Below are 22,802 nucleotides of genomic sequence, written 5' to 3'. Positions count from 1 at the left end.
TTTTTAAAAATATATACTATTTATTATACTATTTTTTTTATGAAATTTTAATATATATTTTACTTATTTAAGTGAAATCTCAATTTTATACATAATTTTTTTACTCTTCTAAAAAAATAGGGAAAACAGAATCACTTAAGTGACTGTTTTCCCATTTCTCTCTATCTATTTTATTTAGAATAGTTAGGTGCTTCTTTTGTTATAGTTATATCATGTGGGTGACTCTCTCTTAGTCCTGCACCTGTTATTTTTATAAATTTACCATTTAATTTTAGATCCTCTATTGTTGGAGTTCCACAGTATCCCATACCTGCTCTAATTCCTCCACAAAGTTGGAATACAACATCTTTTAAATTTCCTTTGTAAGAGATACGTCCCTCTATTCCTTCTGGAACTAATTTTTTTGCATCATTTTGGAAGTATCTATCTTTAGAACCTCTCTTCATTGCTGCTATTGATCCCATTCCAACATAAAGTTTGAATCTTTTTCCTTCAAGAATAATCTCTTCACCTGGTGCTTCTTTTGTTCCAGCTAATAATCCACCTAGCATTACACAATCTGCTCCTGCAGCTAAGGCTTTTACTATATCTCCAGATAATTTTATTCCACCATCAGCTATTACCCCAATTCCTCTCTCTTTACATACTTGGAAAACATCATTTACAGCTGTTAATTGAGGTACCCCTACTCCTGCTACAACTCTTGTTGTACAGATAGATCCTGGCCCAATTCCAACCTTTACAGCGTCTACTCCTGCCTCTATTAGATCTAATGCAGCTTCAGCTGTAACTATATTTCCACCTATTAAGTTTAAGTTAGGAAAAGCTTCTCTAATCTCTCTTATCTTTCTAATTACTCCAGCTGAGTGTCCATGAGCTGAGTCCACTGTTATTATGTCTACTCCTGCTTTTACTAGTGCAGTTACTCTCTCTAATGTATCAGCACCTATTCCTACTGCTGCTCCTACTCTTAAAGTTCCATGTGAATCTTTACAAGCATTTGGATATTCAGCTAAGTTATCAATATCCTTTATTGTGATTAACCCTTTTAAATATCCACTCTCATCTGTTATTGGTAATTTTTCTATTCTGTTTGATAGTAAGATCTCTTTAGCTTGATCTAAAGTTGTTCCTACTGGAGCAGTTATAAGATTTTCCTTTGTCATTATATCTCCAACTAGTTGCTCCATATCTGTATGGTATTTTATATCTCTGTTTGTTACTATACCGATAAGTTTTCCTTCACCCTCTATTACAGGTAATCCAGAGATTTTATATCTTCTCATTAAATCCTCTGCTTGTCCAACTGTACAATCAGCTGTTAAAGTAACTGGATTTCTGATCATTCCACTTTCAATTCTTTTTACTCTATCTACTTCTGCAGCTTGGTCTTCAATGCTCATATTTTTGTGTATAAATCCAATTCCACCTTGTCTTGCTAAAGCAATGGCTAAGTCTGATTCTGTAACTGTATCCATAGCTGCACTTAGAATAGGTACGTTTAATACGATATCCTTTGTAAGTCTTGTTTTTAAGCTTACCTCATGTGGTAATACTTCTGATTTTGCTGGTATTAGCAATACATCATCAAATGTTATTGCCTCTTTTACTATTTTTCCGTTCATTTGCAACTCCTTTTAATATATTAAATATAGACTAATTAAGAACACCACTAAAATTTTTTTAAATTTCAGATATTATAGCACAAAATATTAAAATTTGTAAATAGTTTTTAAAAATAATTTTATTTTCTGTAAATATCGATTTTTTGATATGGAATCTCTATATTATTTGCATCAAATTCTGCTTTTACAATCTCTGTAAAGTCAAATTTTGCATCCCAATAGTTCTCTTTCTTTACCCATACTCTAAATATAAAATCAAGTGAACTTGCATTTTGAACACTCATTCTAATATTAACTGGCTTATCTTTTAACACTGCTGGATGTTCATTTGCAATTCTATTTAATATCTCTTTTACCTTATCAGTTGAAGTATCATATGATACAGAGAAAACCATATCCAATCTTCTCTCTGGATTTCTTGAAACATTTGTTATAGCATTATTTGCTAATTGGCTATTTGGAACAATTATAACTCTATTATCTACAGTTGTTAAAATTGTATAAAGTATTTGTATCTTATCTACTGTCCCTTCAATTCCACCATTAGCTACTATATACTCATCTTTTGTAAATGGTTTAAAAAATAGTATTAATAATCCTCCAGCTAAGTTTGCTAAACTTCCTTGTAATGCCAAACCAACAGCTAAACCTGCTGTTCCTAAAACAGTTATAAGAGAAGTTGCTTTAACTCCTGCTATTCCAATTATTAAAAAGAATAAAACTATGTACAATAAAGTTTTTAACATAGAACTTGTAAAACTCTCTAATAACGGATCCACATTTTTTCTCTTTAACATCTTTTTATATGTTGTGATTAAAACCTCAACTAATTTTGGCCATACTGTAACTACGACTATTAAGATGACTCCTCTCACTATTAATGTTGGTAAGAAAAGAAATAATTTGTTTAAAAATTCTGCTACTACTAAGTTCATTTTTTCCCTCCATTTTTTTTATTTCCTCTATATTTCTTCATTATAACTTTTTTTATAATATATATCAATCTTTTTTGGTAAAATTTTTTTTATGTTATATAATAGTAAGTAGTTATTACTTTAAATTTAAGGAGGAGATTTTTATGTATACTTGTGATTCATGTCAAATACATGCTTGTAGAACTGGTGATTTAACAAAGGCTCCTAGCAACTGCCCTTGTAGAGAACTTGAAAAAATTCAGGAGTTAAAACAATACTATCTTGAAGAGGAAAATATGAAATTAGCTCATAACTCTGCTCTTGTAGAAGCTGAAGGATATTGTCAACTTACTAGAGTTCAAGAGATTATACTTTTTGCTCAAAAATGTAATTTTAAAAAATTAGGTTTGGCATTCTGTATTGGATTATCTAAGGAAGCTCAAACTTTTGCTAATATCTTGAGATATCACGGTTTTGTAGTGGAGTCTTTAATCTGTAAAAATGGAAGTATTAGCAAGGAACTACTCAATATCGATAGAGATCATCAAGTTAGACCATATTGTGAATTTGAGCCTATGTGCAATCCTATTGGACAAGCTAAACTTTTAAATGAAAGAAAAACAGATCTAAATATTCTATTGGGACTTTGTGTAGGACACGATAGCTTATTCATCAAATATTCTGAAGCACCAGTTACTGTATTCGCTGTCAAAGACAGAGTACTTGGACACAATCCTCTAGCTGCTATCTACACTTCAAATTCATACTATAATAAAAAACTTTTTAACAAGGGAGAAAATTAATGTCTATTAAAGAAAACTCTATATGGATAAACAATAAAAACAAGAGAGAGTATCAAGTTATAAAAGAAGCTATCGACTGTACTAATGAAAGAGATGGTTTAATTGTAGTTGTCTACATTTGTAAGGAAGCTGAAGGAAAACTTTTTGTAAGAGAGAAAGAGGAATTTTTAACTAAGTTCTCTCCTAAAATTTAGAACAGAATAAATTTAAGAATAATAAAAAGAGCAGATAATCAATATAATCATTAAAATAAAACACCTCAGTTAATTTTAATGAGTTATAAAATCTGCTCTTTATTTTTAAAAAGTTATTTTAACTCTTCACCCTCTGTTTTAGCTATTACAATAGTACAAACTGCATCTCCAGTTACATTTACCATTGTTCTAAACATATCTACAAATCTATCAATTCCCATTACAAGTCCTATTCCTTCAAGTGGAAGTCCTATCTGTACCAAAACCATCCCCAACATAATTACACCTACACCTGGAACTCCTGCTGTTCCTATAGAAGCTAATGTAGCTGTAAGTATTATTGTTATATAATTTCCCATTGTTAAATCTATTCCATATATCTGTGCAATAAAGATAGTTGCTACTCCTTGCATTACTGCTGTTCCATCCATGTTTATAGTATTTCCCAATGGAATTGTAAATGATGATATGGCTTTAGATACTCCAAAATTTTCCTGCATTGATTTTAATGATGAAGGTAGACAAGCACTACTTGAAGCTGTAGAGAAACCAACCATCATAGTTGGAGCAAAATTCTTAAAAAATTTCATTGGATTATACTTTCCAAAAAGAACCAATATCCCTTGGTAAGTGATTAAACAGTGAAGTGCTAAGATTATTACAACACCTATAAAGTATTTAAAAAGAGGTAGTAATGCAACATAACCTAATGTTGTAAATGTTTTAGATATCAAACCATAAACCCCTAAAGGAGCGAATATCATTATCATCTCAACCAATTTTAAACTCAATGCATTTCCTTCTTCAAATATTCTTTTGATATTGTCAGCCTTACTTCCTAAAAGTGATATTGCAATCCCTACTAATATAGCAAAAACTATGATCTGTAACATATTTCCATTCGCCATAGCCTCAGCAGGATTTATAGGAATCATATCTAGTAGTATATCTACAAAAGGTTTAGTTTTAGCTATAGTTACCTCTGATGTTGCAATCTCTCCTATATTAACACCTCTACCAGGATTTATGATATTTCCTCCAACTAAAGCTAATACAACTGCAACTGCTGTTGTTGAAAGGTAAAATGTCAATGTTTTTATCCCTATTCTTCCTAACTTAGTAACATCCTCTATTCCAGCAGCTCCAATAACCAATGAGCACAGTACCAATGGTACAACCACCATTCTTATAGCTCTTATAAATCCATTTCCTAATAGATTAAATACAAAATTTACAATATAATTATTAACTATTATATTGTCCTTTAGAGGATGTAGTACCAACCCTGTAATTATCCCCAGTATCAAAGCTATAAAAATTTTAGTAGTCAAGTTTATCTTTTTGCTCATTTAACAGTTCACCTCTATTTAAATTTTATTTTCATTTTATAAAAATATAAAAAATATTTACTATAATAGTATAACACATTATTTTAAAAATGCAATTATATTTTTTATTTTTTTGAAAATATTTTTTTATTTAGAGTTATCATAAACTTTTTTCATAAAATCATACCATCTTTTATACTCTTCTCTATGTATGCTCTCCTTTAAAAATACAAAATTAAACTCTCTCTCTTCAAAAAAGTTTTGTAAATTTATTGTAGCAATTTTCCTAGTTGCTATCTCCTTTTCAACTGCTCTTTCATATATAAACGAAATTCCTTTATTCTCTTTTACTAACTCTTTTATCAAACTTATATTCTCAAGCTCATATTTTTTACTAAAATTACTCAAAGATAGATTGTTATCATATAGTATCTTTTCAAAAATATCTCTTGTTCCAGATCCACTCTCTCTCAATATTATTCTCTCTTTTACAATGTCCTCAAACTCTGTAACTTCTGTGGCTATCGGATTATTAGCAGCACATATTCCAACAAATTTTTCCTTTGAAAAAAGATAGTTTTCATACTCAGTTTTTTCAAAAAATCCCTCTATAAATGCAAAATCTATATTTCCTTTTTTCAATTCTTCTAAAAGCTCACTTGTATCCCTTATTATAAATGATATATTTACCTCTGGATATTCAGTACAAATAGCTGAAACTATCTTTGGTATTATATATTCACCAATTGTAAATGTCGCCCCAAAATGAAGTGTTCTCTTACTTGGATCTATCTCTTTAATTTCTGTTTTTATCTTATTGGCATCTGAACTCATAGTGATTAAATATTTATATAATGCCTCACCCTGCTCAGTTATTGAAAGAACCTTTTTATTATAAGAAAATAGTTTACATTCATAAAACTCTTCTAAATATTTAATATGTTGACTCACAGCTGGTTGAGTCATATGTAAATTTTCAGCTGTTTTAGTATAATTCCTTGTTCTACATAACTCTATAAACGTGCTAACCCTGAAATCTAACATCTTATCACCTCTTATAATTTTTTCTTATATTTTAATAAATATATATAATTTTATTTTATGATATTTTTGTGATAAAATCAATACATAAATAAAAGAAACTATTTTTAATTAATATTTTAGGAGGTTACTATGAATTTTAGATTTTCCAATGAACAAGAGTTATTTTTATCTAAAGTTAGAGAGTTAACAGCTAAAGAGGTTGCTCCTATAGCTGCACAAATTGACAAGGATGCTTCTTTCCCTTTTAATTCAATTAAAGCATTAGGTGCCAATGGTGTTATGGGAATTCCATTTGATAAAAAATATGGTGGACTTGGAATGGATAATTTAACTTATGTAGCAGCTGTTGAAGAGTTATCAAAAGCTTGTGCCTCTACTGGTGTTATAATGTCAGCACACACTTCTCTTTGCTCTTGGCCTATATATACTTATGGTAATGAGGAGCAAAAAACAAAATATCTTATTCCTTTAGCAAGTGGAAAGAAATTAGGAGCTTTTGGTTGGACAGAATCTGAAGCTGGAACTAGAACAACTGCAGTTAAAGAGAATAATCATTACACACTTAATGGTAAAAAAGTTTTAATAACTAATTCACATGAAGCTGATATCTTTGTGGTATTTGCTAAAACAAACTTTGAAGATAACAGCATCTCAGCTTTTATTGTTGAAAGAGGAACTAAAGGATTCTCAGTTGGAGAAGCTGAAGATAAAATGGGTGTAAGAGGTTCATCTACTGCTGAATTAATCTTTGATAACTGTGTTATCCCAGAAGAAAATCTACTTGGTAATTTAGGAGAGGGATTAAAAGTTGCTATGACTACTTTAAACGGAGGTAGAATTGGAGTGGCTGCTCAAGCTGTTGGAATTGCTCAAGGAGCTTTGGATTCTGCTATTGAATATGTTAAAAATAGAATGCAACTTGGAAAACCAATATCACATCACCAAAACATTCAGTTTGTTATAGCTGATCTACAAACTAAAATAGAAGCTGCTAGATTTATGACTTATAGAGCTGCTACTATGAAAGACTTAGGAGAGGACTATGGATATATGGCATCTATGGCTAAACTATTCTGTTCTGAGGTAGCTATGGAAGTTACTACAAAAGCTGTTCAATTATTTGGTGGAAATGGATATTCTAAAAAATTCCCTGTTGAAAGAATGATGAGAGATGCTAAAGTTACTGAAATCTATGAAGGAACTTCAGAGGTTCAAAAAGTAGTTATAGCTGCTCATATGGGTATTAAATAGTAACCAACTAAAAAAGAGAGGTTTTACTTTATAGTAAAACCCCTCTTTTTTTATACTATTTTTGTTTTATCTTTTCTACTGCTCTAAATAATCCACCAACTACTGCACTAGGAATTAACCAAGCTAATCCATAATCTTGGAATGGTAATTTTAAATAGAAGCTATATAGAGTTGCTGGACAATACCCTAACATTTGTAATGTCTCTATTCCACCAATAAATCCAGCTCCAATTACACAACCTATAAATATTCCTCTATCGTCAAAATACTTTTTAAAGAAATTTAGCACAATTAAAACTATAGCTATTGGATAGATAAATGTTAATATTGGAGCAGCTATCTTCACTATTAAATCCACTCCAAAGTTAGCAAAAATAAGACTTACTAATATATTTACTACAACTATTTTTTCATATTTTGTATTGAAGATTGAACTAAAGTAATCTCCAACAGTTGCTGTAAGTCCAATAGCAGTTGTCAAACAAGCTCCTGCCACACATACTCCTAATAATAAGTTTCCACTCTTACCTAAAAGCTTCTCAACAATTGCATTTAAAAGTTGTGTTGTTCCCTTATTTTCTAATACTGATGTTGATGTTGCCCCTATATAAAGCAATCCTCCATATACTATAGCCAATCCTATCACAGCTATAGCACTAGCTTTTAAAAGAAATATCAATTGATCTTTTCTCTCTAAACCTTTATTCTTACCATTTATTGTCTTTAAAATAATACTTGCAAATATTATAGCTGCAAGCGTATCCATTGTTTGATAACCATTGTAAAATCCAAATCTAAAATTATTTTCTGTCCCTGTAGAGATCAATTCTCCTATTGGAGTAGTTACCCCTTTAAAAATTATTATAGCTAAAACTATTAAAAGGATTGGAGTTAAAATTTTTCCAATTCTATCAATTACAGCACTCTCTCTTAAAGAGAAAAGTAAAACTATTCCGAAGTAAATAAGTAAAAATATAAACTTTACAGTTGAGTTCCCCATTCCTACATATGGAGTCATCATAACTTCAAAAGCTGTTGCCCCTGTTCTTGGAATCGCTAAAAAAGGTCCAATAGCCAAAATTAGAGCAGTGTTAAACACTCTACTAAACATTGGTGATACTCTATCTGAAAAGTGATCCAATTCAGTTCCTGCAAATCCAGACGCTATTATCCCCATCAATGGAAATCCTATTCCCGTAATAAAAAATCCAAATGCTGCTAACTTCCAATTATCTCCTACTATATATCCAACTGTAGGTGGAAATATTAAATTTCCAGCTCCAAATAACATTGCAAATAGTGCAAATCCCGTTAATACAATATCCTTAGTCTTATAAATTTTTCTCACTCCTTTATTTAAATTATTTTTTTATACTATTTTTTTAGACATAAATGACTTAGAAATTATACCATTTTTTATAAGATTCGTCAATTTATATATTTCTATCTTGCTTTTATTATGACAAATTTAGTATAATATGAATATACATTTATTTTAAGGAGGAATGTTTTATGTCAATATTATTTATTAATTATCCTAAGTGTTCTACTTGTATAAATGCCAGAAAATGGCTAGAAGAGAATAAAATAGATTTTGAAAGTAGACATATTGTAGAAAATAATCCTACTAAAGAGGAATTAAAAAAATACATTGCTCTTAGTGGACTACCTGCAAAAAAGTTTTTTAATACAAGTGGAATCTTATACAGAGAGATGAATTTAAAAGAAAAACTTACAACTGCTAGTGAAGATGAGATGATAGAAATTCTATCCTCTAATGGTATGCTAGTTAAAAGACCTTTAGTTATTTCTGACAAAGGTGTTTTAATCGGTTTTAAAAAAGATAAGTGGGAAGAGTTTTTTAAATAACTTATTATGGAGGTTCATATGAAAAAACTTTATGAAATTGATAGAGAAATTTTTGATGCAATAGAATTGGAGAAAAAAAGACAAAATGAGGGAATTGAACTTATTGCCTCTGAAAACTTTGTATCTGGAGGAGTTTTGGAAGCTGCTGGAAGTATTATGACTAATAAGTATGCTGAAGGATATCCTGACAAGAGATATTATGGTGGTTGTGAATTTGTTGATGTAGCAGAAAAATTAGCAATTGAAAGAGCTAAAAAATTATTTAATGTAAACTATGTAAATGTACAACCCCATTCTGGATCTCAAGCTAATATGGGTGTATATAAAGCTCTTCTAAACATAGGAGATACTATTTTAGGTATGAAACTAGATCATGGTGGACACTTAACTCATGGTAAAAATGTAAACTTCTCAGGTAAAGACTATAACATTGTATCTTATAGTGTATCTCAAAATGATGAGAAGATAGATTATGACGAAGTTGAAAAGATAGCTTTAGAAACTAAACCAAAACTTATTATTGCTGGAGCTAGTGCTTATTCAAGAGTTATTGACTTTAAAAGATTTAGAGAGATTGCAGATAAGGTTGGAGCTTACCTTATGGTTGATATGGCTCATATTGCTGGCTTGGTTGCTGCTGGTGTACATCCATCTCCTGTACCATATGCAGATGTAGTTACTACAACTACTCACAAAACTCTAAGAGGACCTCGTGGTGGTATAATTATGACCAATAATGAGGAGATTGCTAAAAAAATAGATAAAACTATTTTTCCAGGTATACAAGGTGGTCCATTGATGCATATTATTGCTGCTAAAGCTGTGGCATTCAAAGAGGCTCTATCTTCTGAATTTATCGAATACCAAAAACAAATTGTAAAAAATGCTCAAACATTAGCTAAAGTTTTAGAAAAAGGTGGACTTAGAATTGTAAGTGGTGGAACTGACAACCATATGATGCTAATTGATGTAAAATCTAAAGGTTTTACTGGTGCAGAGGTAGAAAAAGCTTTAGATAAAGCTGGTATTACAGTTAATAAAAATGGAATTCCATATGATACTGAAAAACCTATGGTTACAAGTGGAATTAGAATAGGTACTCCTGCTGTGACTACAAGAGGTATGAAAGAGAGCGAAATGGAGATTATTGGTCACTTTATCTTAAAAGTTATTGATAATATTAAAAACGATAGTGAGTTAGCTAAGATAAAAGATGAAGTTAAACTATTCTGTTTAAAATATCCATTATACATATAGATGTACATAAAAAAAGAGAGTTTCAAACGAAACTCTCTTAATTATTTACTTGACTAATTATAAAGCTGCTTTTGCAGTTTCTGCTAATTTAGCGAACTCAGCTGCATTGTTTAAAGCGATATCTGCTAACACTTTTCTATCTAATACGATTCCAGCTTTCTTAAGACCATTCATTAATGTTGAATAAGTTAATCCATTTAATCTAGCTGCTGTATTAATTCTGATGATCCATAATTGTCTCATTCTTCTTTTTGTTACTTTTCTATCTCTTGTTGAATAAGCTGCTGCTCTCATTGTAGCTTGTTTAGCTTGTTTTATAACGTCACCAGAAGCACCTCTAAATCCTTTAGCTGCTTTTAAAACTTTTTTATGCTTTCTTCTTCTAACTATACCAGTTTTAACTCTCATTACTTTTCCTCCTAATTATTTCACACAAAAATCTGATTTTATGATAAAACTAATTATCTTCCTGCTCCATATGGTAATAATGCTTTCATATGTCTTGTTAAAGTTTCAGTTACTACGAAATCTTTCTTTAAGTTGTTTTTTCTTTTTCTATCTTTCTTAGTTAAGATATGGCTTTTTCCTGAATGTTTAACTACAAATTTACCTGTTCCTGTAACTTTAATTCTTTTTTTAGCTCCTCTATGAGTCTTCATTTTTGGCATAATAATGTCCTCCTCTCAAATATCTAAATCTGTTTTATTATTAATTATTTTTTAGGTGATAAGATTATATGTTTTTGCTTATCGTTGTATTTTTTATCGGCTTCAGCTATTTCAGCAAATCTTTCTGCTATCTCATCAAGTGTATCTACACCTAATGTAGCATGCATTTTCTCTCTTCCAAATAACACTAATGTTACTTTTACTTTATTTTCTTTCTCTAAGAACTTTTTAATTTGAGATACTTTTGTATCTAAGTCATGACTATCTATTCTAGCTGTTACTTTTACCTCTTTAACAACTGTTTGCTTTTGATTTTTCTTAGCTTCTTTAGCTTTTCTTGTCTGCTCATATCTGTATTTTCCAAAATCCATTATTTTACATACAGGTGGCTTTGCAGTAGCTGCTATCTCAACTAAGTCTAATCCCTCTTGTCTTGCTAAGTCAAGAGCTGCATTAGCACTCATAACTCCTAATTGTTCTCCAGAAGATGAGATTATTCTAAACTCTTTTCCTTTTATTTTTTCATTAATTCTAATTTTATCAGTAATAGTAAGCACCTCCATTTTAATTATAAATAAAAAACAGGACAAACTATGCCCTGTATCTCAACTTTTATAATAAACAATGTTACTTCTCATTTTTAAAAGTCAACCCTGTGTAAGCTTCTAATGCCCATAAGGTGAGAAACAGGTAGTTTCTTCTTTAATATTTATTTTATTACCTTTATAATTATACGTTATTTTTTACAAAAAGTCAAGGATTTTATATTTTTTTGCAACTACCCATTTATTTTAGCTTTGAGTAAATTTATACCCAAAATTATAAAAATTGTTCCAGAAATTTTATTAATTATCTTTCCAAAATTTTTATTTCTTTTTAGAAATTTTGAGATAAGTGATGCAAAAATTGAAAGAGATACACACCAAATTCCAGAGATCATAAATGATGTTAATCCTAAAATAGCAAATGGCAAAGCTCCATATGTATTTTCATTATCTACAAACTGTGGTAAAAAAGCTAAGAAAAACAGTGCAACTTTAGGATTTAAAACATTTGAAATTACCCCTTGAACAAAAGATTTTTTTAAATTCTCCTTACTCTTTTCTCCATCACTAATCAACATATCCTCTTTAGATCTTATACTCTTAATCCCCATATAAACAAGGTAAAGTGCTCCTAAACTCTTCACAATATTGAATGCAGTAATTGAATTTTTTAATATTATAGACAGTCCAAAAGCTGCTAAAAAAGTGTGTACTAAGATCCCTGAACAAACTCCTAATGCTGAATAGATACCAGATTTTCTACTATTAGATATAGATTGTCCCAATATAAATACAGTATCCGTTCCTGGGATCAAAGCTAAAATTATACTAGATGTAATATACATTCCATAGTTAATTATACCAAACATAAATTTCCCCCTATATCACAATATAAAAAAAGAGAGTCCATACTCTCATTTTAACTATAAATGGCGCGCCCGAGAGGAATCGAACCCCTAACCTTCTGATCCGTAGTCAGACGCTCTATCCAATTGAGCTACGAACGCGTTTTATAAAAAAAGGGTAGATACTCTACCCGTTTGATTCAAATGGCGGTGAAGGAGAGATTTGAACTCTCGGTACCGTTTATAGGTACTCTCCCTTAGCAGGGGAGTGCATTAGGCCACTCTGCCACTTCACCGTTTATGGCGGAAGATCAGAGATTCGAACTCTGAAGCCTTGCGGCGCCGGTTTTCAAGACCGGTTCCTTACCAATTAGGATAACCTTCCAAGCACATAAGATAATATCATATATTTTTTATTTTGTCAAACATTTTTTTATTTATTATTGCTATTTTGGCTCATTTCCTTAGATTTTTTTATAGTTTCAGTTGCAGCTTTTATAATCGCTCCTCTAAAACCACTCTCTTCTAAATATCTTACACCTACTATTGTTGTTCCACCAGGTGAACATACGTTGTCCTTTAACTCTCCAGGATGCTTACCGCTCTCTAAGAACATCTTTCCACAACCAATTAGAGTCTGTCCTACTAATTTATACGCATCACTTCTTGGTAATCCCTCATATACAGCAGCATCTGCTAATGCTTCTATAAACATAAACATAAATGCTGGTGATGAACCTGAAGCTCCTATTACAGCATCAAATAGCTCCTCTTTTGTCTCAATTGCCATTCCTATTTTTTCAAATAACTCTTTGAAGAAAGCCTTCTCTTCATCTTCAATATTCTCATTGAAAGCATAAGCTATACATCCTTCTTGAACCATTAAAGGCAGGTTTGGCATAGTTCTTACTATCTTACTATTTCTATTATCTGTCTCCTCTAAAATATCTTCCATAGTTATTCCTGGAGCCATAGCTACCAATATTTTCGTGCTATTTACTGAATCTTTTATCTTATCTATCACATCAAAATAAACGTTTGGTTTAATTGCTAAAAATACAATATCACAATTATCAATAACCTCTACCTCTTCTTTAGCTTGGTTTACTTGATAAGTATTAGAGATATAATCTCCCTTTAATTTATCATACACATAAATATCAGCCTTTTCTACTAATTGAGAGTTTATTATCCCTTTTAAAAAAGCCTCTCCCATATTTCCACAACCTATAAAACCTATTCTTTTCATATTCGTCTCCTTATTTATCAATATAGATATTAAATCTATCTGTAATTTCTTTTAATTTATCCAACTTATCTACCACGTTTTCCTTATCTTCCATTCCTAGCTTCATTAAAAGAGCATTTATAATCACTGTCCCTGGTACAAATGTATATGCCTTTTCTCCATTTTTAGTTGTTAATACTAGATCTGAAATATTTCCCAATGTTGAATCTTTTTTATCTGTTACAGTTATAACTTTATTTCCATGCTCCTTAAAGAACTCTGTAACCTGATAAGTAAAGTTAGTATATGGGTGAAAAGAGATTGTAAACAACAGATCATTTTTCTGAGTATATAGTAATTTATCTGTAAAGTCAGAAGCTCCAGATATCATTAACTCTACCCCTTCTCTAAATTCCTTTAACATAAAATATAGATAATAGGCTAAAGCATATGAACCTCTAGCTCCTAATATATAAAGTTTTCTACTATCTTTTATCCATCTAACAGCTTGATCTAAGCTTTTTTCTATCTCTAAAACATCCATCTCTTGAAGTAACTCTATATTTGTTCTAATCATATCTTGTAATATATTATTACTATTGTCTATTTCAGTGATACTATTTTTTAAACCTTTCATATATGAAGTTTGTTGCTCTACCTCTTTTTGAAAGATTTTTTGAAAATCTGGATAACCTTTAAATCCTAAACTTTTTGAAAATCTCGTTATTGTTGCTGGACTTGTTTCCGTTTCTTTAGCTAATTCATTAATTGAAATAAAAGAGACTATACTTTGATTGTATCTTATGTATTCAGCTATTTTTTTAAAGCTTTTACTAAAAGAATTATAATTATCATCTAAGTATTTCAATACTTGTTTCTTCATAAAATTACCTCACATTTTGAACAATCTTATTCTTCTATACTCTATTATAAGATATAAATAATCTATTTGCAAAGTAATTTTTATTTTTATCCTTAACTTACCATTTTTGTTTCATTTGAAATATTTTCAAGGATTTTTTCATTGAATATTCTCTCCAAGTATTTGAATGTATTATCTAAGTTATTAGTCTTGATAGTTATCTCATTTCCCTTATAAGCAAATTTAATACTAAATATCTTATTACAATTTGTTACCTCACATATTAATGTTACTCTATTAAATGTTGTTTCCCATTTTTTATTTCTTATCAATATCTTCATAATATTCCCTCCGTTTTTATATTTAGTAATAGATAACTATATTTATAGATATATATTATAACTAATATCTAAATTTGTCAATACCCTATTTTATTACTTGATATTTTGAGAAAAATATATTATAATTATTTATATATATATATAGGAGGTATAGTAATGGATTTTAAGACATATATAAAAACAAAAAGAGAAGCTCTTGGACTAAGTCAAAATAAAGTTTCAAAATTAGCTGGTATAACTCAATCATATTATAACGGTATTGAAAGAGGAGAGATCAAAAATCCTCCTAGTGAAGAAGTTCTTGATAGCCTTATCAAAGTACTATTACTTACTCCTTCTGAAGGTGAAAAACTAAAATATTTAGCTGCTATAGAGAGAACTCCAGATATTATCTTAAATGAGCTTAAAAGATTATCTGATGAGAAAGAACTCTCTAAAAGAAGAGTTATAAAGGATATTAGCAATAATAACACACTAATCCCGCTTTTCTCTAGAATAAGTGCTGGGATAGGTTTGATCACTGATGAAGAGCCTGTTGATTTTATCTCACTACCTGGAATAAGAAATTCTGATAATGTTTTTGCTATAAATGTAAAAGGTGACTCTATGGAGCCTACTATTAAAAATCAATCAATCATTCTTTGTAGACAGGGAGAGGAATTAAAAGATGGAGAGGTTGGAGCATTCCTAGTGAATGGTGAATCATTTGTTAAAAGAATAAAAGTTACTAAAAATTTCTTTGCTTTACTTAGTGATAACCCTAATTATCAACCAATCTATGTATATCCTGAAGATGAGTTTAAAATTATTGGAAAAGTTTTAAAAGTTATTAATAATGTTAAATAGTAAAAGAGGAAAAAAGTTACTGCCTATACAGTAATTTTTTTCCTCTTTCTTTTATTATCTCAATTTTCTATCTAAAAAAGATAAATGCTCCATTTCTTCCAGAGCTCTCTCTATCTCGCCTATAAGAGTGAAACTCTCCCTCATAGGTACATAGCTCATTCAATATTATATTATTTTCATCTATTCCAAATTTTACTAGATCTAAGTAGACAAATTTTTGGTTATCATATAGAATTTTTCCATTTTCATTTTTAAAACTATAATCTATCATATCTTTAGGATATTTTTTTTGAAATTTTTTAAGGAACTCCTCTCCCACTTCGTAGTTTTTAGAGGATATACCTATACCAAATGCCACTTTTATATCTTTTAAATTACAACCATATCTCTCTACCATCATCTCTACAGCTTTTTTTCCTATTCCTTTAAAACTCCCCTGCCAACCTGAATGAACAAGAGCAATTATCTCCTTAACACTATCAACTATATAAATAGGTAAACAATCTGCGTATTTTGTATAGATAATAATATCTTTTCTATTGGTTATAAAACCATCTGTATCCTCAAAATAGAGTTTATCCAAACTTTCTATTATCTCTATGTTATCACTATGTGTTTGATGCCCTGCTACAATATTTTTCTCAATCCCACCAAAATCCTTTAAAAATCTCTCTTTAGGAAGCTCTAAAACATTTCCATAATTTTTTTTGGTATATATAGCTTCTATTCCCAAGTTTTGAAACTCTTTTAGAACTAAATAGTTTTCCTTTTCTACAAACATAAACTACTCCAATTCAGCCTTTAATTTTAATGTTTTATCTAAATTTCTCATTAACTTTTCAAAATCTTTAAAATACAGAGATTGCATTCCATCTGATGTTGCACACTCAGGATTCTCATGTACCTCTACCATAGCACCATCAGCACCTGCAATCACTCCAGCTAAAGTTACTGGTTCTACTAGACTACGTCTTCCTGTTCCATGACTAGCATCTATTATTACAGGAAGATGTGATTTTTCTTTTAAAAGTGGAATAGCATTTATATCTACAGTATTTCTTGTTATTGTTTCAAAGGTTCTTATCCCTCTTTCACATAGGATTACCTCTTTATTCCCATATGCAACTATATATTCAGCTGCCATCAATAACTCTCTCATTGTAGCACTCAATCCTCTCTTTAATAAGATTGGTTTATTGCATCTTCCCAAAGCTTTTAGCAAGGAGAAATTTTGCATATTTCTTGCACCTACTTGAAAAATATCTGCATATTTTTCTATCAATTCTATATCATTGCTATCCATAACCTCTGTTACCACAAGTAGTCCATACTCGTCAGCTGCTTCTCTCATATATTTTAGTCCGATCTCTCCCAATCCTTGGAAATCATATGGTGATGTTCTAGGTTTGAAAGCTCCTCCTCTCAATACTTGAGCTCCTGCTTTTTTTATCTCTCTAGCTATCTCAAATATTGACTCTCTACTCTCTATAGCACATGGCCCTGCCATAACTAAAAAATTTCCTCCACCTATTTTTTTTCCCTTTATCTCTATTATAGTATCCTGTGGTTGAAACTCTCTACTTACAAACTTATAACTCTTCCCAATTGGAACTAACTCATCTACTCCATCAAAAGAGAGTAATCTATCTAAATCTACTTTACTTTTATCTCCAATTATACCTATTTTATAAAACTCTTCCTCTTTTCTTATTATGCTCCCCAATTTATTGTCACTAAGGAACTTTAGAATCTCTTCTTTTTCATGTTCACCTATATTTTTTTTTGTTTTTATATACATAATTTTCTCCTAATCTTTTATTTAAATTATACTTCGTAATTAGAAAAAAGAAAAGTATTATCTTTTCTTTTTCTTAGGTATCGGAAGAGGTTTTAGTGGAAGAATATATGTAACACCTGGATTCATATCCAATCTCATTTTTACACACTCTTTATTTCTCAAAAAATACTCTCTTATTTTTGTTCTTATAACTGGTGTGCTATCCAAAAATTTTGAGCCATACCCATGTATAACTACTATCTCTTTTCTCATACCTTTTTTATATAAAGCATTATACTTTGTTATAAATACTCTCAAAGCATCATCAAAGTTCATATGATGTAAATCTATCTCATTATACATGAATAAAATCCTCCTAAAATGATAAAAAAAAGAGTCCTTTCGGACTCTTTCTACTTCTCTTATTACTCAGCAGCGATTGCTCCTACTGGACATCCTCCAGCACAAGCTCCACAGTCTACACAAGCATCTCCGATAGCATATTTTCCATCATCAGTTGCTGATATAGCTCCTACTGGACAAGTTCCTTCACAAGCTCCACATCCGATACAAGTATCTTTATCTATTACGTGCATTCAAATCCCTCCTAATAAAATTTTTAATTCTTTCTTTTAATTTACTTGAGTTAATTTTATAACATTTTCCTTAATTTGTCAAGTATAATTTAAAAAATATTAATTGATTGTGAACACTAATATTTTGATTATTAAAATTTATTTTTTTAAAATTAACTAACAATAGTTTAAACCTCTCTCTACTTCTCTTTTCTATCAAAATAATGAGTATGAAGTAGTCTATGAGCAACTTCATTATTAGCTTCACCTATATATCTATCATAAAGTTTCATTACACTCTCATTTTCATTAGATTCTCTCAATTCTTTATGATAATCTATATCTTGTAACCCTTCTGCTCTTTTTTTAACTATCTCAAAATTACCGTGATGATATGGTTGTCCACTTCCACCAACACATCCACCTTTACATGCCATAACCTCTATAGCATCAAAATACTCTTTTCCAGATTTTATATCTTCTATCAATTTTCTAGCTGCTCCCAAACCATGAACTACTGCTACTCTCAATTTAATCCCAGTCACTTCTATCTCCGCCACTCTGACTTCTTGGAAACCTCTTAAATTTACAAAATCTAAATCTTCCAATTTTCCATCACTCAGCCATTCATATAGTGTTCTAATCGCCGCCTCTAATACTCCACCTGTTCTTCCGAAAATATCAGCTGCTCCTGTTGACTCACCCAATGGAGAGTCGAATTCCTCGTCCTGCATCTCTAGAAGATCTATATTATACTGTTTAAATAAACGTCCCAACTCCCTTGTTGTTATAGAATAATCTACATCTGGTATACCATCTGTTGCAAACTCCTCCCTTGAGGCTTCATACTTTTTAGCTGTACAAGGCATTATTGAAACACAGATTAAATCTTTTCTTTCTATCTCCTTCTCTCTTGTCCAAAACTCTTTGGAAATTGCTCCAAAAATTTGTTGGGGAGATTTTGTACTGGATAGATTATCCCTCAATTCTGGGTAATTAAGCTCTACAAATCTTATCCAAGCAGGACAACATGAGGTAAACAATGGTAATTTCACACCTTTTTCACCCTTTAATTTAGATAAAACTCTTTCTTTTAGTTCTGTTGCCTCCTCAATAATAGTTACATCAGCAGCAAAATTTGTATCAAAAACTGCATCAAAACCTAATTTTCTAAGAGCAGTTACCAATTTAGGAGTCATATCTATACCTGGCTCCACTCCAAAAAGCTCTCCTATTGCTACTCTTACTGCTGGAGCAACCTGTACAATAACTTTTTTATTTGGGTTCATCAGATCTTCTACCAATCTAAAAGTATTATCAGTTTCATACAGAGCTCCCACTGGACAAACGGCTACACACTGACCACAGAAGGTGCAATCTGTCTCTAAAAGATTTCGATTAAAAGCGGTATTTACAATGACATTAAATCCTCTATCAACACCTGTTAATATTCCACAACCTTGGATATTTTCACACATTGTTTCACATCTTCTACACATAATGCATTTAGTTGTATCTCTAGTTATTGCAATAGAGTATTGTTTATCATATCTTCCCTCTTTACCTTCAAATCTCATCTCTCTAATTCCAAATGAGATTGCTAATTTCTGTAATTCACACTCTCCATTTTTTCCACAGATCAGACAATCTTTTGGGTGATCTGATAACATCAACTCTAAAACAACTCTTCTCTTATGCATAACTTCTGGAGAGTTGGTTATAACTTCCATCTTCTCCTTTATTGGAGTGGTACAAGAGGGAACTAATCTACTCATTCCTTTGACTTGAACAACACAAATTCTACAAGAAGCACAATCATTTTTATACCCTACCTCTTTCATCTCCATATAACACAGATGTGGTATGTATATTCCAGCTTTTAAGGCAGCATTTAAAATTGTAGTTCCTTCAGGTGCTACTACTAATTTCCCATCTATTCTAAGTCTTATCATCTTCATATAACTTCACCTATTCCATTATAATTTTATAATTGCATTGAATCTACAAGTTGACATACAAGCTCCACACCTTACACATTTCTCTGTATCAATAGTGTGTTTTTCTCTTACCTTACCGTCAATAGCTTTAACAGCACAAACTCTAGTACAAGCTGTACATCCTCTACATGCATCTGTAATTACATAAGTTATCAATTTTTGACATACCTTAGCAGTACATCTTTTTTCAATAACATGATCTATATACTCATTATAAAATTTATCTAAAGTAGATAATACTGGATTAGAAGACGTCTGTCCCAATCCACATAATGAAGTTACTTTTATCGCTTCTGATAATTCTTTCAATAATGCTAAATCCTTTAATTTTCCTTTTCCTTGAGTTATTCTATTCAATATCTCATATAATCTTGTATTTCCAATTCTACAAGGTGTACACTTTCCACAAGATTCATCTAAGGTAAATTCTAGAAAAAATTTTGCAACAGATACCATACAATCATCTTCATCCATTACAACCATTCCTCCCGATCCCATAATAGCTCCCTTACTTGCCAAGCTATCAAAATCAATTGGAGTATCTAAATCATCCTCATTTAAACATCCTCCTGAAGGTCCACCTGTTTGAACAGCTTTAAATTTTTTTCCACCCTTAATTCCTTCACCAATTTCAAAGATAATCTCTCTCAAGCTAATTCCCATTGGAACTTCAACTAATCCAACATTATTTATTTTTCCAGATAGAGCAAAAACTTTCGTTCCAGGTGATTTTTCAGTTCCTACCTCTCTAAACCAATCCACTCCATTTAAAATTATTCTTGGTACATTAACTAAAGTTTCAACATTATTTACAACAGTAGGCATATTCCAAAAACCTTTTTCTGCTGGATATGGAGGTTTTGAAGTTGGCTCTCCCCTTCTTCCTTCCATAGAGTGTATCAACGCAGTTTCCTCTCCACATACAAAAGCTCCTGCACCAAATTTAATCTCTATATCAAATGCAAAGTGAGTTCCAAAGAGATTCTCACCTAAATATCCATTTTTTCTTGCAGCCTCTATAGCTTTTGAAAGTCTTTCAACTGCTAATGGATACTCTGCTCTTATATAAACTAAACCTTTTGTTGCTCCTATAGCATAACCTGCTATTAGCATTCCCTCTATCACAGAGTGGGGGTCTCCCTCTAATATGGATCTATCCATGAATGCCCCTGGATCTCCCTCGTCAGCATTACAGACAATATATTTTTGTTTAGCATCATTTTTAGAGGCAATTTCCCATTTTACTCCTGTTGGAAATCCTCCTCCACCACGACCTCTCAATCCTGAATCGACAATATTTTTTATTACAAACTCACTACTCATTTCTGAAATAGCTTTTTTTGCTGCTTTATATCCATCATTTTTTAGAAAATCATCCAAACTTTCTGGATTTATAAAACCACAATTTTTTAAGACTCTTCTCTCTTGTTTTTGATAAAAATTCATCTTTTTATAATCAGTAACAACCTCTTTTGTTATTGGATCTTTATATAAAATCCTTTCAACTTTTTCATCTTTTATAATATCCAATTCAATAATATCCTTCACATCTTCAGGCTTTACCTCTATATAAAAATTATTAGCTGGTAATATCTTAACAATTGGTCCTTTTTCACAAAATCCAAAGCACCCTGTCAAAACAACCTCTACATCCTCTATTTTTCTCTCTTTTAATTCCTTTTCCAAATTTTCTTTTATTAATCTACTTTTAGATGAAAGACAACCAGTACCACCACATATCAATATTTTTTTACTCATATGTCCTCCTAAAATTACCCTTTAATTTCTACTACTGCATCTCTTTTTCTCTATATTTCTCTATTATTCCCTTTATATCTTCTGGCTTTACCTTTCCATGAACATCTTTTCCTATGAGCATTACAGGTGCCAATCCGCAAGCTCCTACACATCTCAAAGAATCCAAAGAAAATAATCCATTTTCTGTTACCTGTCCCAACTTTATTCCTAATTCTTTTTGAAGTGCTTCCAGTATTTTTTCTGCTCCTCTTACATAACAAGCTGTTCCTGTACAAACTGATATAGGGTATTTTCCCTTAGGAACCATTGAAAAAAAGTTATAAAAACTTACTACTCCATATACTTTTGATACTGGAACTCCTATCCTTTCTGCTATAAACTCCTGAACCTCTTCAGGTATGTACCCAAAAATCTCTTGGGCTCTATGAAGTATTATGATTAGTGAACTTTTCTTGTCTTCAAATGTAGATATATATTCCTCCAATTCTTTAAATCCAATATTATCCTTACATATCATAATTCATACCTCCTTATATATTTCTAATTTTATCACGTTATCTATAAAAGTCAAACTTTATGATTATTTTTTACAAAAAATAAAAAAAAGCTTAGCGAATTCCTATCCTCCCAGGAGGCTTCCCTCCAAGTACTTTCAGCGTTTATGGGCTTAACTTCTAGGTTCGGAATGTGACTAGGTGTACCCCCATAGCTATTTTCACTAAGCAATAATTATTAAATTAATGCTTGGCAAGTTCCTATCCTCCCAGGAGGCTTCCCTCCAAGTACTTTCAGCGTTTACGGGCTTAACTTCCAGGTTCGGAATGTATCTGGGTGTACCCCCGTAGCTCTTCTCACCAAGCTATAATATCTGTAACACAGATTCCTTTTAGTCATCTGTGTCTCAATAAACATAATCGCAACTTCGTTGTTCTTTGTTTATTGGAATAGACATTTGAAACTATATAGTAAAATCATTAAGGTTAAAACTTCGACTTATTAGTATTGGTCAGCTAAAGGCCTCACAGCCCTTACACCCCCAACCTATCAACCTCCTAGGCTCGAAGGAGTCTTAAAG

25 protein-coding genes, 3 tRNA genes, 3 rRNA genes and 1 other annotated feature are annotated in these 22,802 nt (G+C 31.0%); of the genes, 6 read left to right on the top strand and 25 right to left on the bottom strand.

Annotated features, from left to right (window positions below; genetic code table 11):
- Positions 1–170: 170 nt before the first annotated feature.
- A complete protein-coding gene (guaB, locus tag QZ286_RS04175; protein ID WP_291255716.1) occupies positions 171–1,625 on the bottom strand; it encodes an IMP dehydrogenase in 1,455 nt (484 codons plus the stop codon).
- A 119-nt stretch (positions 1,626–1,744) separates the two neighbouring features.
- Positions 1,745–2,560, bottom strand: coding sequence for a mechanosensitive ion channel domain-containing protein (locus QZ286_RS04170; protein ID WP_291255715.1), 816 nt, complete (start codon positions 2,558–2,560; stop codon positions 1,745–1,747).
- Between the two features lie 143 nt (positions 2,561–2,703).
- Here QZ286_RS04170 and QZ286_RS04165 point away from each other — a divergent pair, with 143 nt between their 5' ends.
- Both QZ286_RS04165 and QZ286_RS04160 read left to right on the top strand, forming a co-directional pair.
- Positions 2,704–3,342 (top strand): DUF1847 domain-containing protein, encoded by a 639-nt coding sequence (locus QZ286_RS04165; protein WP_291255714.1) that lies wholly within the window; start codon positions 2,704–2,706, stop codon positions 3,340–3,342.
- Positions 3,342–3,536 carry a hypothetical protein gene (locus QZ286_RS04160; protein ID WP_291255713.1) on the top strand — a complete coding sequence of 65 codons (195 nt, stop codon included), beginning with the start codon at positions 3,342–3,344 and terminating at the stop codon, positions 3,534–3,536. Before QZ286_RS04165 ends, QZ286_RS04160 begins: the two co-directional genes overlap by 1 nt.
- Positions 3,537–3,649: 113 nt before the next feature.
- On the opposite strand, the gene QZ286_RS04155 is transcribed toward QZ286_RS04160, so the two are convergent.
- Both QZ286_RS04155 and QZ286_RS04150 read right to left on the bottom strand, forming a co-directional pair.
- Positions 3,650–4,885 carry a dicarboxylate/amino acid:cation symporter gene (locus QZ286_RS04155; RefSeq protein WP_291255712.1) on the bottom strand — a complete coding sequence of 412 codons (1,236 nt, stop codon included), beginning with the start codon at positions 4,883–4,885 and terminating at the stop codon, positions 3,650–3,652.
- Between the two features lie 126 nt (positions 4,886–5,011).
- Positions 5,012–5,908: a LysR family transcriptional regulator gene (locus tag QZ286_RS04150; RefSeq protein WP_291255711.1), complete on the bottom strand. Its 897-nt coding sequence runs from the start codon at positions 5,906–5,908 to the stop codon at positions 5,012–5,014.
- Between the two features lie 129 nt (positions 5,909–6,037).
- Between QZ286_RS04150 and QZ286_RS04145 the strand changes: the two genes are divergently transcribed.
- Complete coding sequence (locus tag QZ286_RS04145) at positions 6,038–7,159, top strand: acyl-CoA dehydrogenase family protein (protein WP_291255710.1); 1,122 nt, start codon at positions 6,038–6,040, stop codon at positions 7,157–7,159.
- Between the two features lie 55 nt (positions 7,160–7,214).
- On the opposite strand, the gene brnQ is transcribed toward QZ286_RS04145, so the two are convergent.
- Positions 7,215–8,498, bottom strand: a complete 1,284-nt coding sequence (gene brnQ / locus QZ286_RS04140; protein WP_291255818.1) for a branched-chain amino acid transport system II carrier protein — start codon at positions 8,496–8,498, stop codon at positions 7,215–7,217.
- 173 nt (positions 8,499–8,671) lie between these two features.
- Here brnQ and QZ286_RS04135 point away from each other — a divergent pair, with 173 nt between their 5' ends.
- Entirely contained in the window at positions 8,672–9,028 is a 357-nt protein-coding gene (locus QZ286_RS04135) for an arsenate reductase family protein (protein ID WP_291255709.1), read from the top strand.
- Positions 9,029–9,046: 18 nt separating this feature from the next.
- On the top strand, positions 9,047–10,285 hold the full coding sequence (gene glyA / locus QZ286_RS04130; protein ID WP_291255708.1) for a serine hydroxymethyltransferase: 1,239 nt from the start codon (positions 9,047–9,049) through the stop codon (positions 10,283–10,285).
- A gap of 57 nt (positions 10,286–10,342) precedes the next feature.
- On the opposite strand, the gene rplT is transcribed toward glyA, so the two are convergent.
- From rplT to QZ286_RS04080, 10 genes are all read right to left on the bottom strand, one after another.
- Positions 10,343–10,693: a 50S ribosomal protein L20 gene (gene rplT, locus QZ286_RS04125; protein WP_204689185.1), complete on the bottom strand. Its 351-nt coding sequence runs from the start codon at positions 10,691–10,693 to the stop codon at positions 10,343–10,345.
- Positions 10,694–10,746: 53 nt separating this feature from the next.
- Entirely contained in the window at positions 10,747–10,953 is a 207-nt protein-coding gene (rpmI, locus tag QZ286_RS04120; protein ID WP_291255707.1) for a 50S ribosomal protein L35, read from the bottom strand.
- Positions 10,954–10,997: 44 nt separating this feature from the next.
- Positions 10,998–11,516 carry a translation initiation factor IF-3 gene (gene infC, locus QZ286_RS04115; protein WP_291255706.1) on the bottom strand — a complete coding sequence of 173 codons (519 nt, stop codon included), beginning with the start codon at positions 11,514–11,516 and terminating at the stop codon, positions 10,998–11,000.
- Positions 11,517–11,520: 4 nt separating this feature from the next.
- Positions 11,521–11,662: a sequence feature (ribosomal protein L20 leader region), on the bottom strand.
- A gap of 69 nt (positions 11,663–11,731) precedes the next feature.
- Positions 11,732–12,367: a LysE family translocator gene (locus tag QZ286_RS04110; protein ID WP_291255705.1), complete on the bottom strand. Its 636-nt coding sequence runs from the start codon at positions 12,365–12,367 to the stop codon at positions 11,732–11,734.
- A gap of 61 nt (positions 12,368–12,428) precedes the next feature.
- Positions 12,429–12,505, bottom strand: a tRNA-Arg gene (locus QZ286_RS04105).
- Between the two features lie 43 nt (positions 12,506–12,548).
- Positions 12,549–12,639: transfer RNA gene (locus tag QZ286_RS04100), tRNA-Ser, on the bottom strand.
- 5 nt (positions 12,640–12,644) lie between these two features.
- Positions 12,645–12,728 (bottom strand) — tRNA-Ser (locus tag QZ286_RS04095).
- Positions 12,729–12,776: 48 nt separating this feature from the next.
- Positions 12,777–13,592: a pyrroline-5-carboxylate reductase gene (gene proC, locus QZ286_RS04090; RefSeq protein WP_291255704.1), complete on the bottom strand. Its 816-nt coding sequence runs from the start codon at positions 13,590–13,592 to the stop codon at positions 12,777–12,779.
- Between the two features lie 10 nt (positions 13,593–13,602).
- Positions 13,603–14,454: a MurR/RpiR family transcriptional regulator gene (locus QZ286_RS04085; protein WP_291255703.1), complete on the bottom strand. Its 852-nt coding sequence runs from the start codon at positions 14,452–14,454 to the stop codon at positions 13,603–13,605.
- A 92-nt stretch (positions 14,455–14,546) separates the two neighbouring features.
- On the bottom strand, positions 14,547–14,774 hold the full coding sequence (locus QZ286_RS04080) for a hypothetical protein (RefSeq protein WP_291255702.1): 228 nt from the start codon (positions 14,772–14,774) through the stop codon (positions 14,547–14,549).
- 156 nt (positions 14,775–14,930) lie between these two features.
- On the opposite strand from QZ286_RS04080, the gene QZ286_RS04075 reads away from it, so the two are divergent.
- Positions 14,931–15,620: a LexA family transcriptional regulator gene (locus QZ286_RS04075; protein ID WP_291255701.1), complete on the top strand. Its 690-nt coding sequence runs from the start codon at positions 14,931–14,933 to the stop codon at positions 15,618–15,620.
- A gap of 67 nt (positions 15,621–15,687) precedes the next feature.
- Here QZ286_RS04075 and pgeF read toward each other — a convergent pair whose 3' ends face one another.
- The 10 genes from pgeF to QZ286_RS04025 all read right to left on the bottom strand — a co-directional run.
- The gene (gene pgeF, locus QZ286_RS04070; protein ID WP_291255700.1) at positions 15,688–16,401 is read right to left on the bottom strand and encodes a peptidoglycan editing factor PgeF; all 714 of its coding nucleotides are present in this window, start codon (positions 16,399–16,401) and stop codon (positions 15,688–15,690) included.
- A 3-nt stretch (positions 16,402–16,404) separates the two neighbouring features.
- Positions 16,405–17,418, bottom strand: coding sequence for a 3-deoxy-7-phosphoheptulonate synthase (gene aroF, locus QZ286_RS04065; RefSeq protein WP_291255699.1), 1,014 nt, complete (start codon positions 17,416–17,418; stop codon positions 16,405–16,407).
- Positions 17,419–17,475: 57 nt separating this feature from the next.
- Positions 17,476–17,760 carry a Smr/MutS family protein gene (locus QZ286_RS04060; RefSeq protein ID WP_291255698.1) on the bottom strand — a complete coding sequence of 95 codons (285 nt, stop codon included), beginning with the start codon at positions 17,758–17,760 and terminating at the stop codon, positions 17,476–17,478.
- A gap of 62 nt (positions 17,761–17,822) precedes the next feature.
- On the bottom strand, positions 17,823–17,993 hold the full coding sequence (locus QZ286_RS04055; protein ID WP_291255697.1) for a 4Fe-4S binding protein: 171 nt from the start codon (positions 17,991–17,993) through the stop codon (positions 17,823–17,825).
- 179 nt (positions 17,994–18,172) lie between these two features.
- The gene (locus QZ286_RS04050; protein ID WP_291255696.1) at positions 18,173–19,930 is read right to left on the bottom strand and encodes an NADH-dependent [FeFe] hydrogenase, group A6; all 1,758 of its coding nucleotides are present in this window, start codon (positions 19,928–19,930) and stop codon (positions 18,173–18,175) included.
- A gap of 18 nt (positions 19,931–19,948) precedes the next feature.
- The gene (locus QZ286_RS04045; protein WP_291255695.1) at positions 19,949–21,727 is read right to left on the bottom strand and encodes an NADH-quinone oxidoreductase subunit NuoF; all 1,779 of its coding nucleotides are present in this window, start codon (positions 21,725–21,727) and stop codon (positions 19,949–19,951) included.
- A 31-nt stretch (positions 21,728–21,758) separates the two neighbouring features.
- A complete protein-coding gene (nuoE, locus tag QZ286_RS04040) occupies positions 21,759–22,244 on the bottom strand; it encodes an NADH-quinone oxidoreductase subunit NuoE (RefSeq protein ID WP_291255694.1) in 486 nt (161 codons plus the stop codon).
- An 89-nt stretch (positions 22,245–22,333) separates the two neighbouring features.
- Positions 22,334–22,450, bottom strand: a 5S ribosomal RNA gene (rrf, locus tag QZ286_RS04035).
- Between the two features lie 19 nt (positions 22,451–22,469).
- Positions 22,470–22,586: ribosomal RNA gene (rrf, locus tag QZ286_RS04030) — 5S ribosomal RNA — on the bottom strand.
- A 117-nt stretch (positions 22,587–22,703) separates the two neighbouring features.
- A 23S ribosomal RNA gene (locus QZ286_RS04025) occupies positions 22,704–22,802 on the bottom strand; the annotation flags it as partial.

This window comes from Fusobacterium sp. (genome assembly GCF_019012925.1).
Classification (GTDB): Bacteria; Fusobacteriota; Fusobacteriia; order Fusobacteriales; family Fusobacteriaceae; genus Fusobacterium_A.
This window is presented reverse-complemented; position numbering and strand designations above follow the sequence as displayed.

Bases quoted from the DNA above. Each gene is read 5' to 3' on its own strand.
- guaB (WP_291255716.1), bottom strand. From the start codon at position 1,625: ATGAACGGAAAAATAGTAAAAGAGGCAATAACATTTGATGATGTATTG.
- QZ286_RS04170 (WP_291255715.1), bottom strand. From the start codon at position 2,560: ATGAACTTAGTAGTAGCAGAATTTTTAAACAAATTATTTCTTTTCTTA.
- QZ286_RS04165 (WP_291255714.1), top strand. From the start codon at position 2,704: ATGTATACTTGTGATTCATGTCAAATACATGCTTGTAGAACTGGTGAT.
- QZ286_RS04160 (WP_291255713.1), top strand. From the start codon at position 3,342: ATGTCTATTAAAGAAAACTCTATATGGATAAACAATAAAAACAAGAGA.
- QZ286_RS04155 (WP_291255712.1), bottom strand. From the start codon at position 4,885: ATGAGCAAAAAGATAAACTTGACTACTAAAATTTTTATAGCTTTGATA.
- QZ286_RS04150 (WP_291255711.1), bottom strand. From the start codon at position 5,908: ATGTTAGATTTCAGGGTTAGCACGTTTATAGAGTTATGTAGAACAAGG.
- QZ286_RS04145 (WP_291255710.1), top strand. From the start codon at position 6,038: ATGAATTTTAGATTTTCCAATGAACAAGAGTTATTTTTATCTAAAGTT.
- QZ286_RS04135 (WP_291255709.1), top strand. From the start codon at position 8,672: ATGTCAATATTATTTATTAATTATCCTAAGTGTTCTACTTGTATAAAT.
- glyA (WP_291255708.1), top strand. From the start codon at position 9,047: ATGAAAAAACTTTATGAAATTGATAGAGAAATTTTTGATGCAATAGAA.
- rplT (WP_204689185.1), bottom strand. From the start codon at position 10,693: ATGAGAGTTAAAACTGGTATAGTTAGAAGAAGAAAGCATAAAAAAGTT.
- rpmI (WP_291255707.1), bottom strand. From the start codon at position 10,953: ATGCCAAAAATGAAGACTCATAGAGGAGCTAAAAAAAGAATTAAAGTT.
- infC (WP_291255706.1), bottom strand. From the start codon at position 11,516: ATGGAGGTGCTTACTATTACTGATAAAATTAGAATTAATGAAAAAATA.
- QZ286_RS04110 (WP_291255705.1), bottom strand. From the start codon at position 12,367: ATGTTTGGTATAATTAACTATGGAATGTATATTACATCTAGTATAATT.
- proC (WP_291255704.1), bottom strand. From the start codon at position 13,592: ATGAAAAGAATAGGTTTTATAGGTTGTGGAAATATGGGAGAGGCTTTT.
- QZ286_RS04085 (WP_291255703.1), bottom strand. From the start codon at position 14,454: ATGAAGAAACAAGTATTGAAATACTTAGATGATAATTATAATTCTTTT.
- QZ286_RS04080 (WP_291255702.1), bottom strand. From the start codon at position 14,774: ATGAAGATATTGATAAGAAATAAAAAATGGGAAACAACATTTAATAGA.
- QZ286_RS04075 (WP_291255701.1), top strand. From the start codon at position 14,931: ATGGATTTTAAGACATATATAAAAACAAAAAGAGAAGCTCTTGGACTA.
- pgeF (WP_291255700.1), bottom strand. From the start codon at position 16,401: ATGTTTGTAGAAAAGGAAAACTATTTAGTTCTAAAAGAGTTTCAAAAC.
- aroF (WP_291255699.1), bottom strand. From the start codon at position 17,418: ATGTATATAAAAACAAAAAAAAATATAGGTGAACATGAAAAAGAAGAG.
- QZ286_RS04060 (WP_291255698.1), bottom strand. From the start codon at position 17,760: ATGTATAATGAGATAGATTTACATCATATGAACTTTGATGATGCTTTG.
- QZ286_RS04055 (WP_291255697.1), bottom strand. From the start codon at position 17,993: ATGCACGTAATAGATAAAGATACTTGTATCGGATGTGGAGCTTGTGAA.
- QZ286_RS04050 (WP_291255696.1), bottom strand. From the start codon at position 19,930: ATGAAGATGATAAGACTTAGAATAGATGGGAAATTAGTAGTAGCACCT.
- QZ286_RS04045 (WP_291255695.1), bottom strand. From the start codon at position 21,727: ATGAGTAAAAAAATATTGATATGTGGTGGTACTGGTTGTCTTTCATCT.
- nuoE (WP_291255694.1), bottom strand. From the start codon at position 22,244: ATGATATGTAAGGATAATATTGGATTTAAAGAATTGGAGGAATATATA.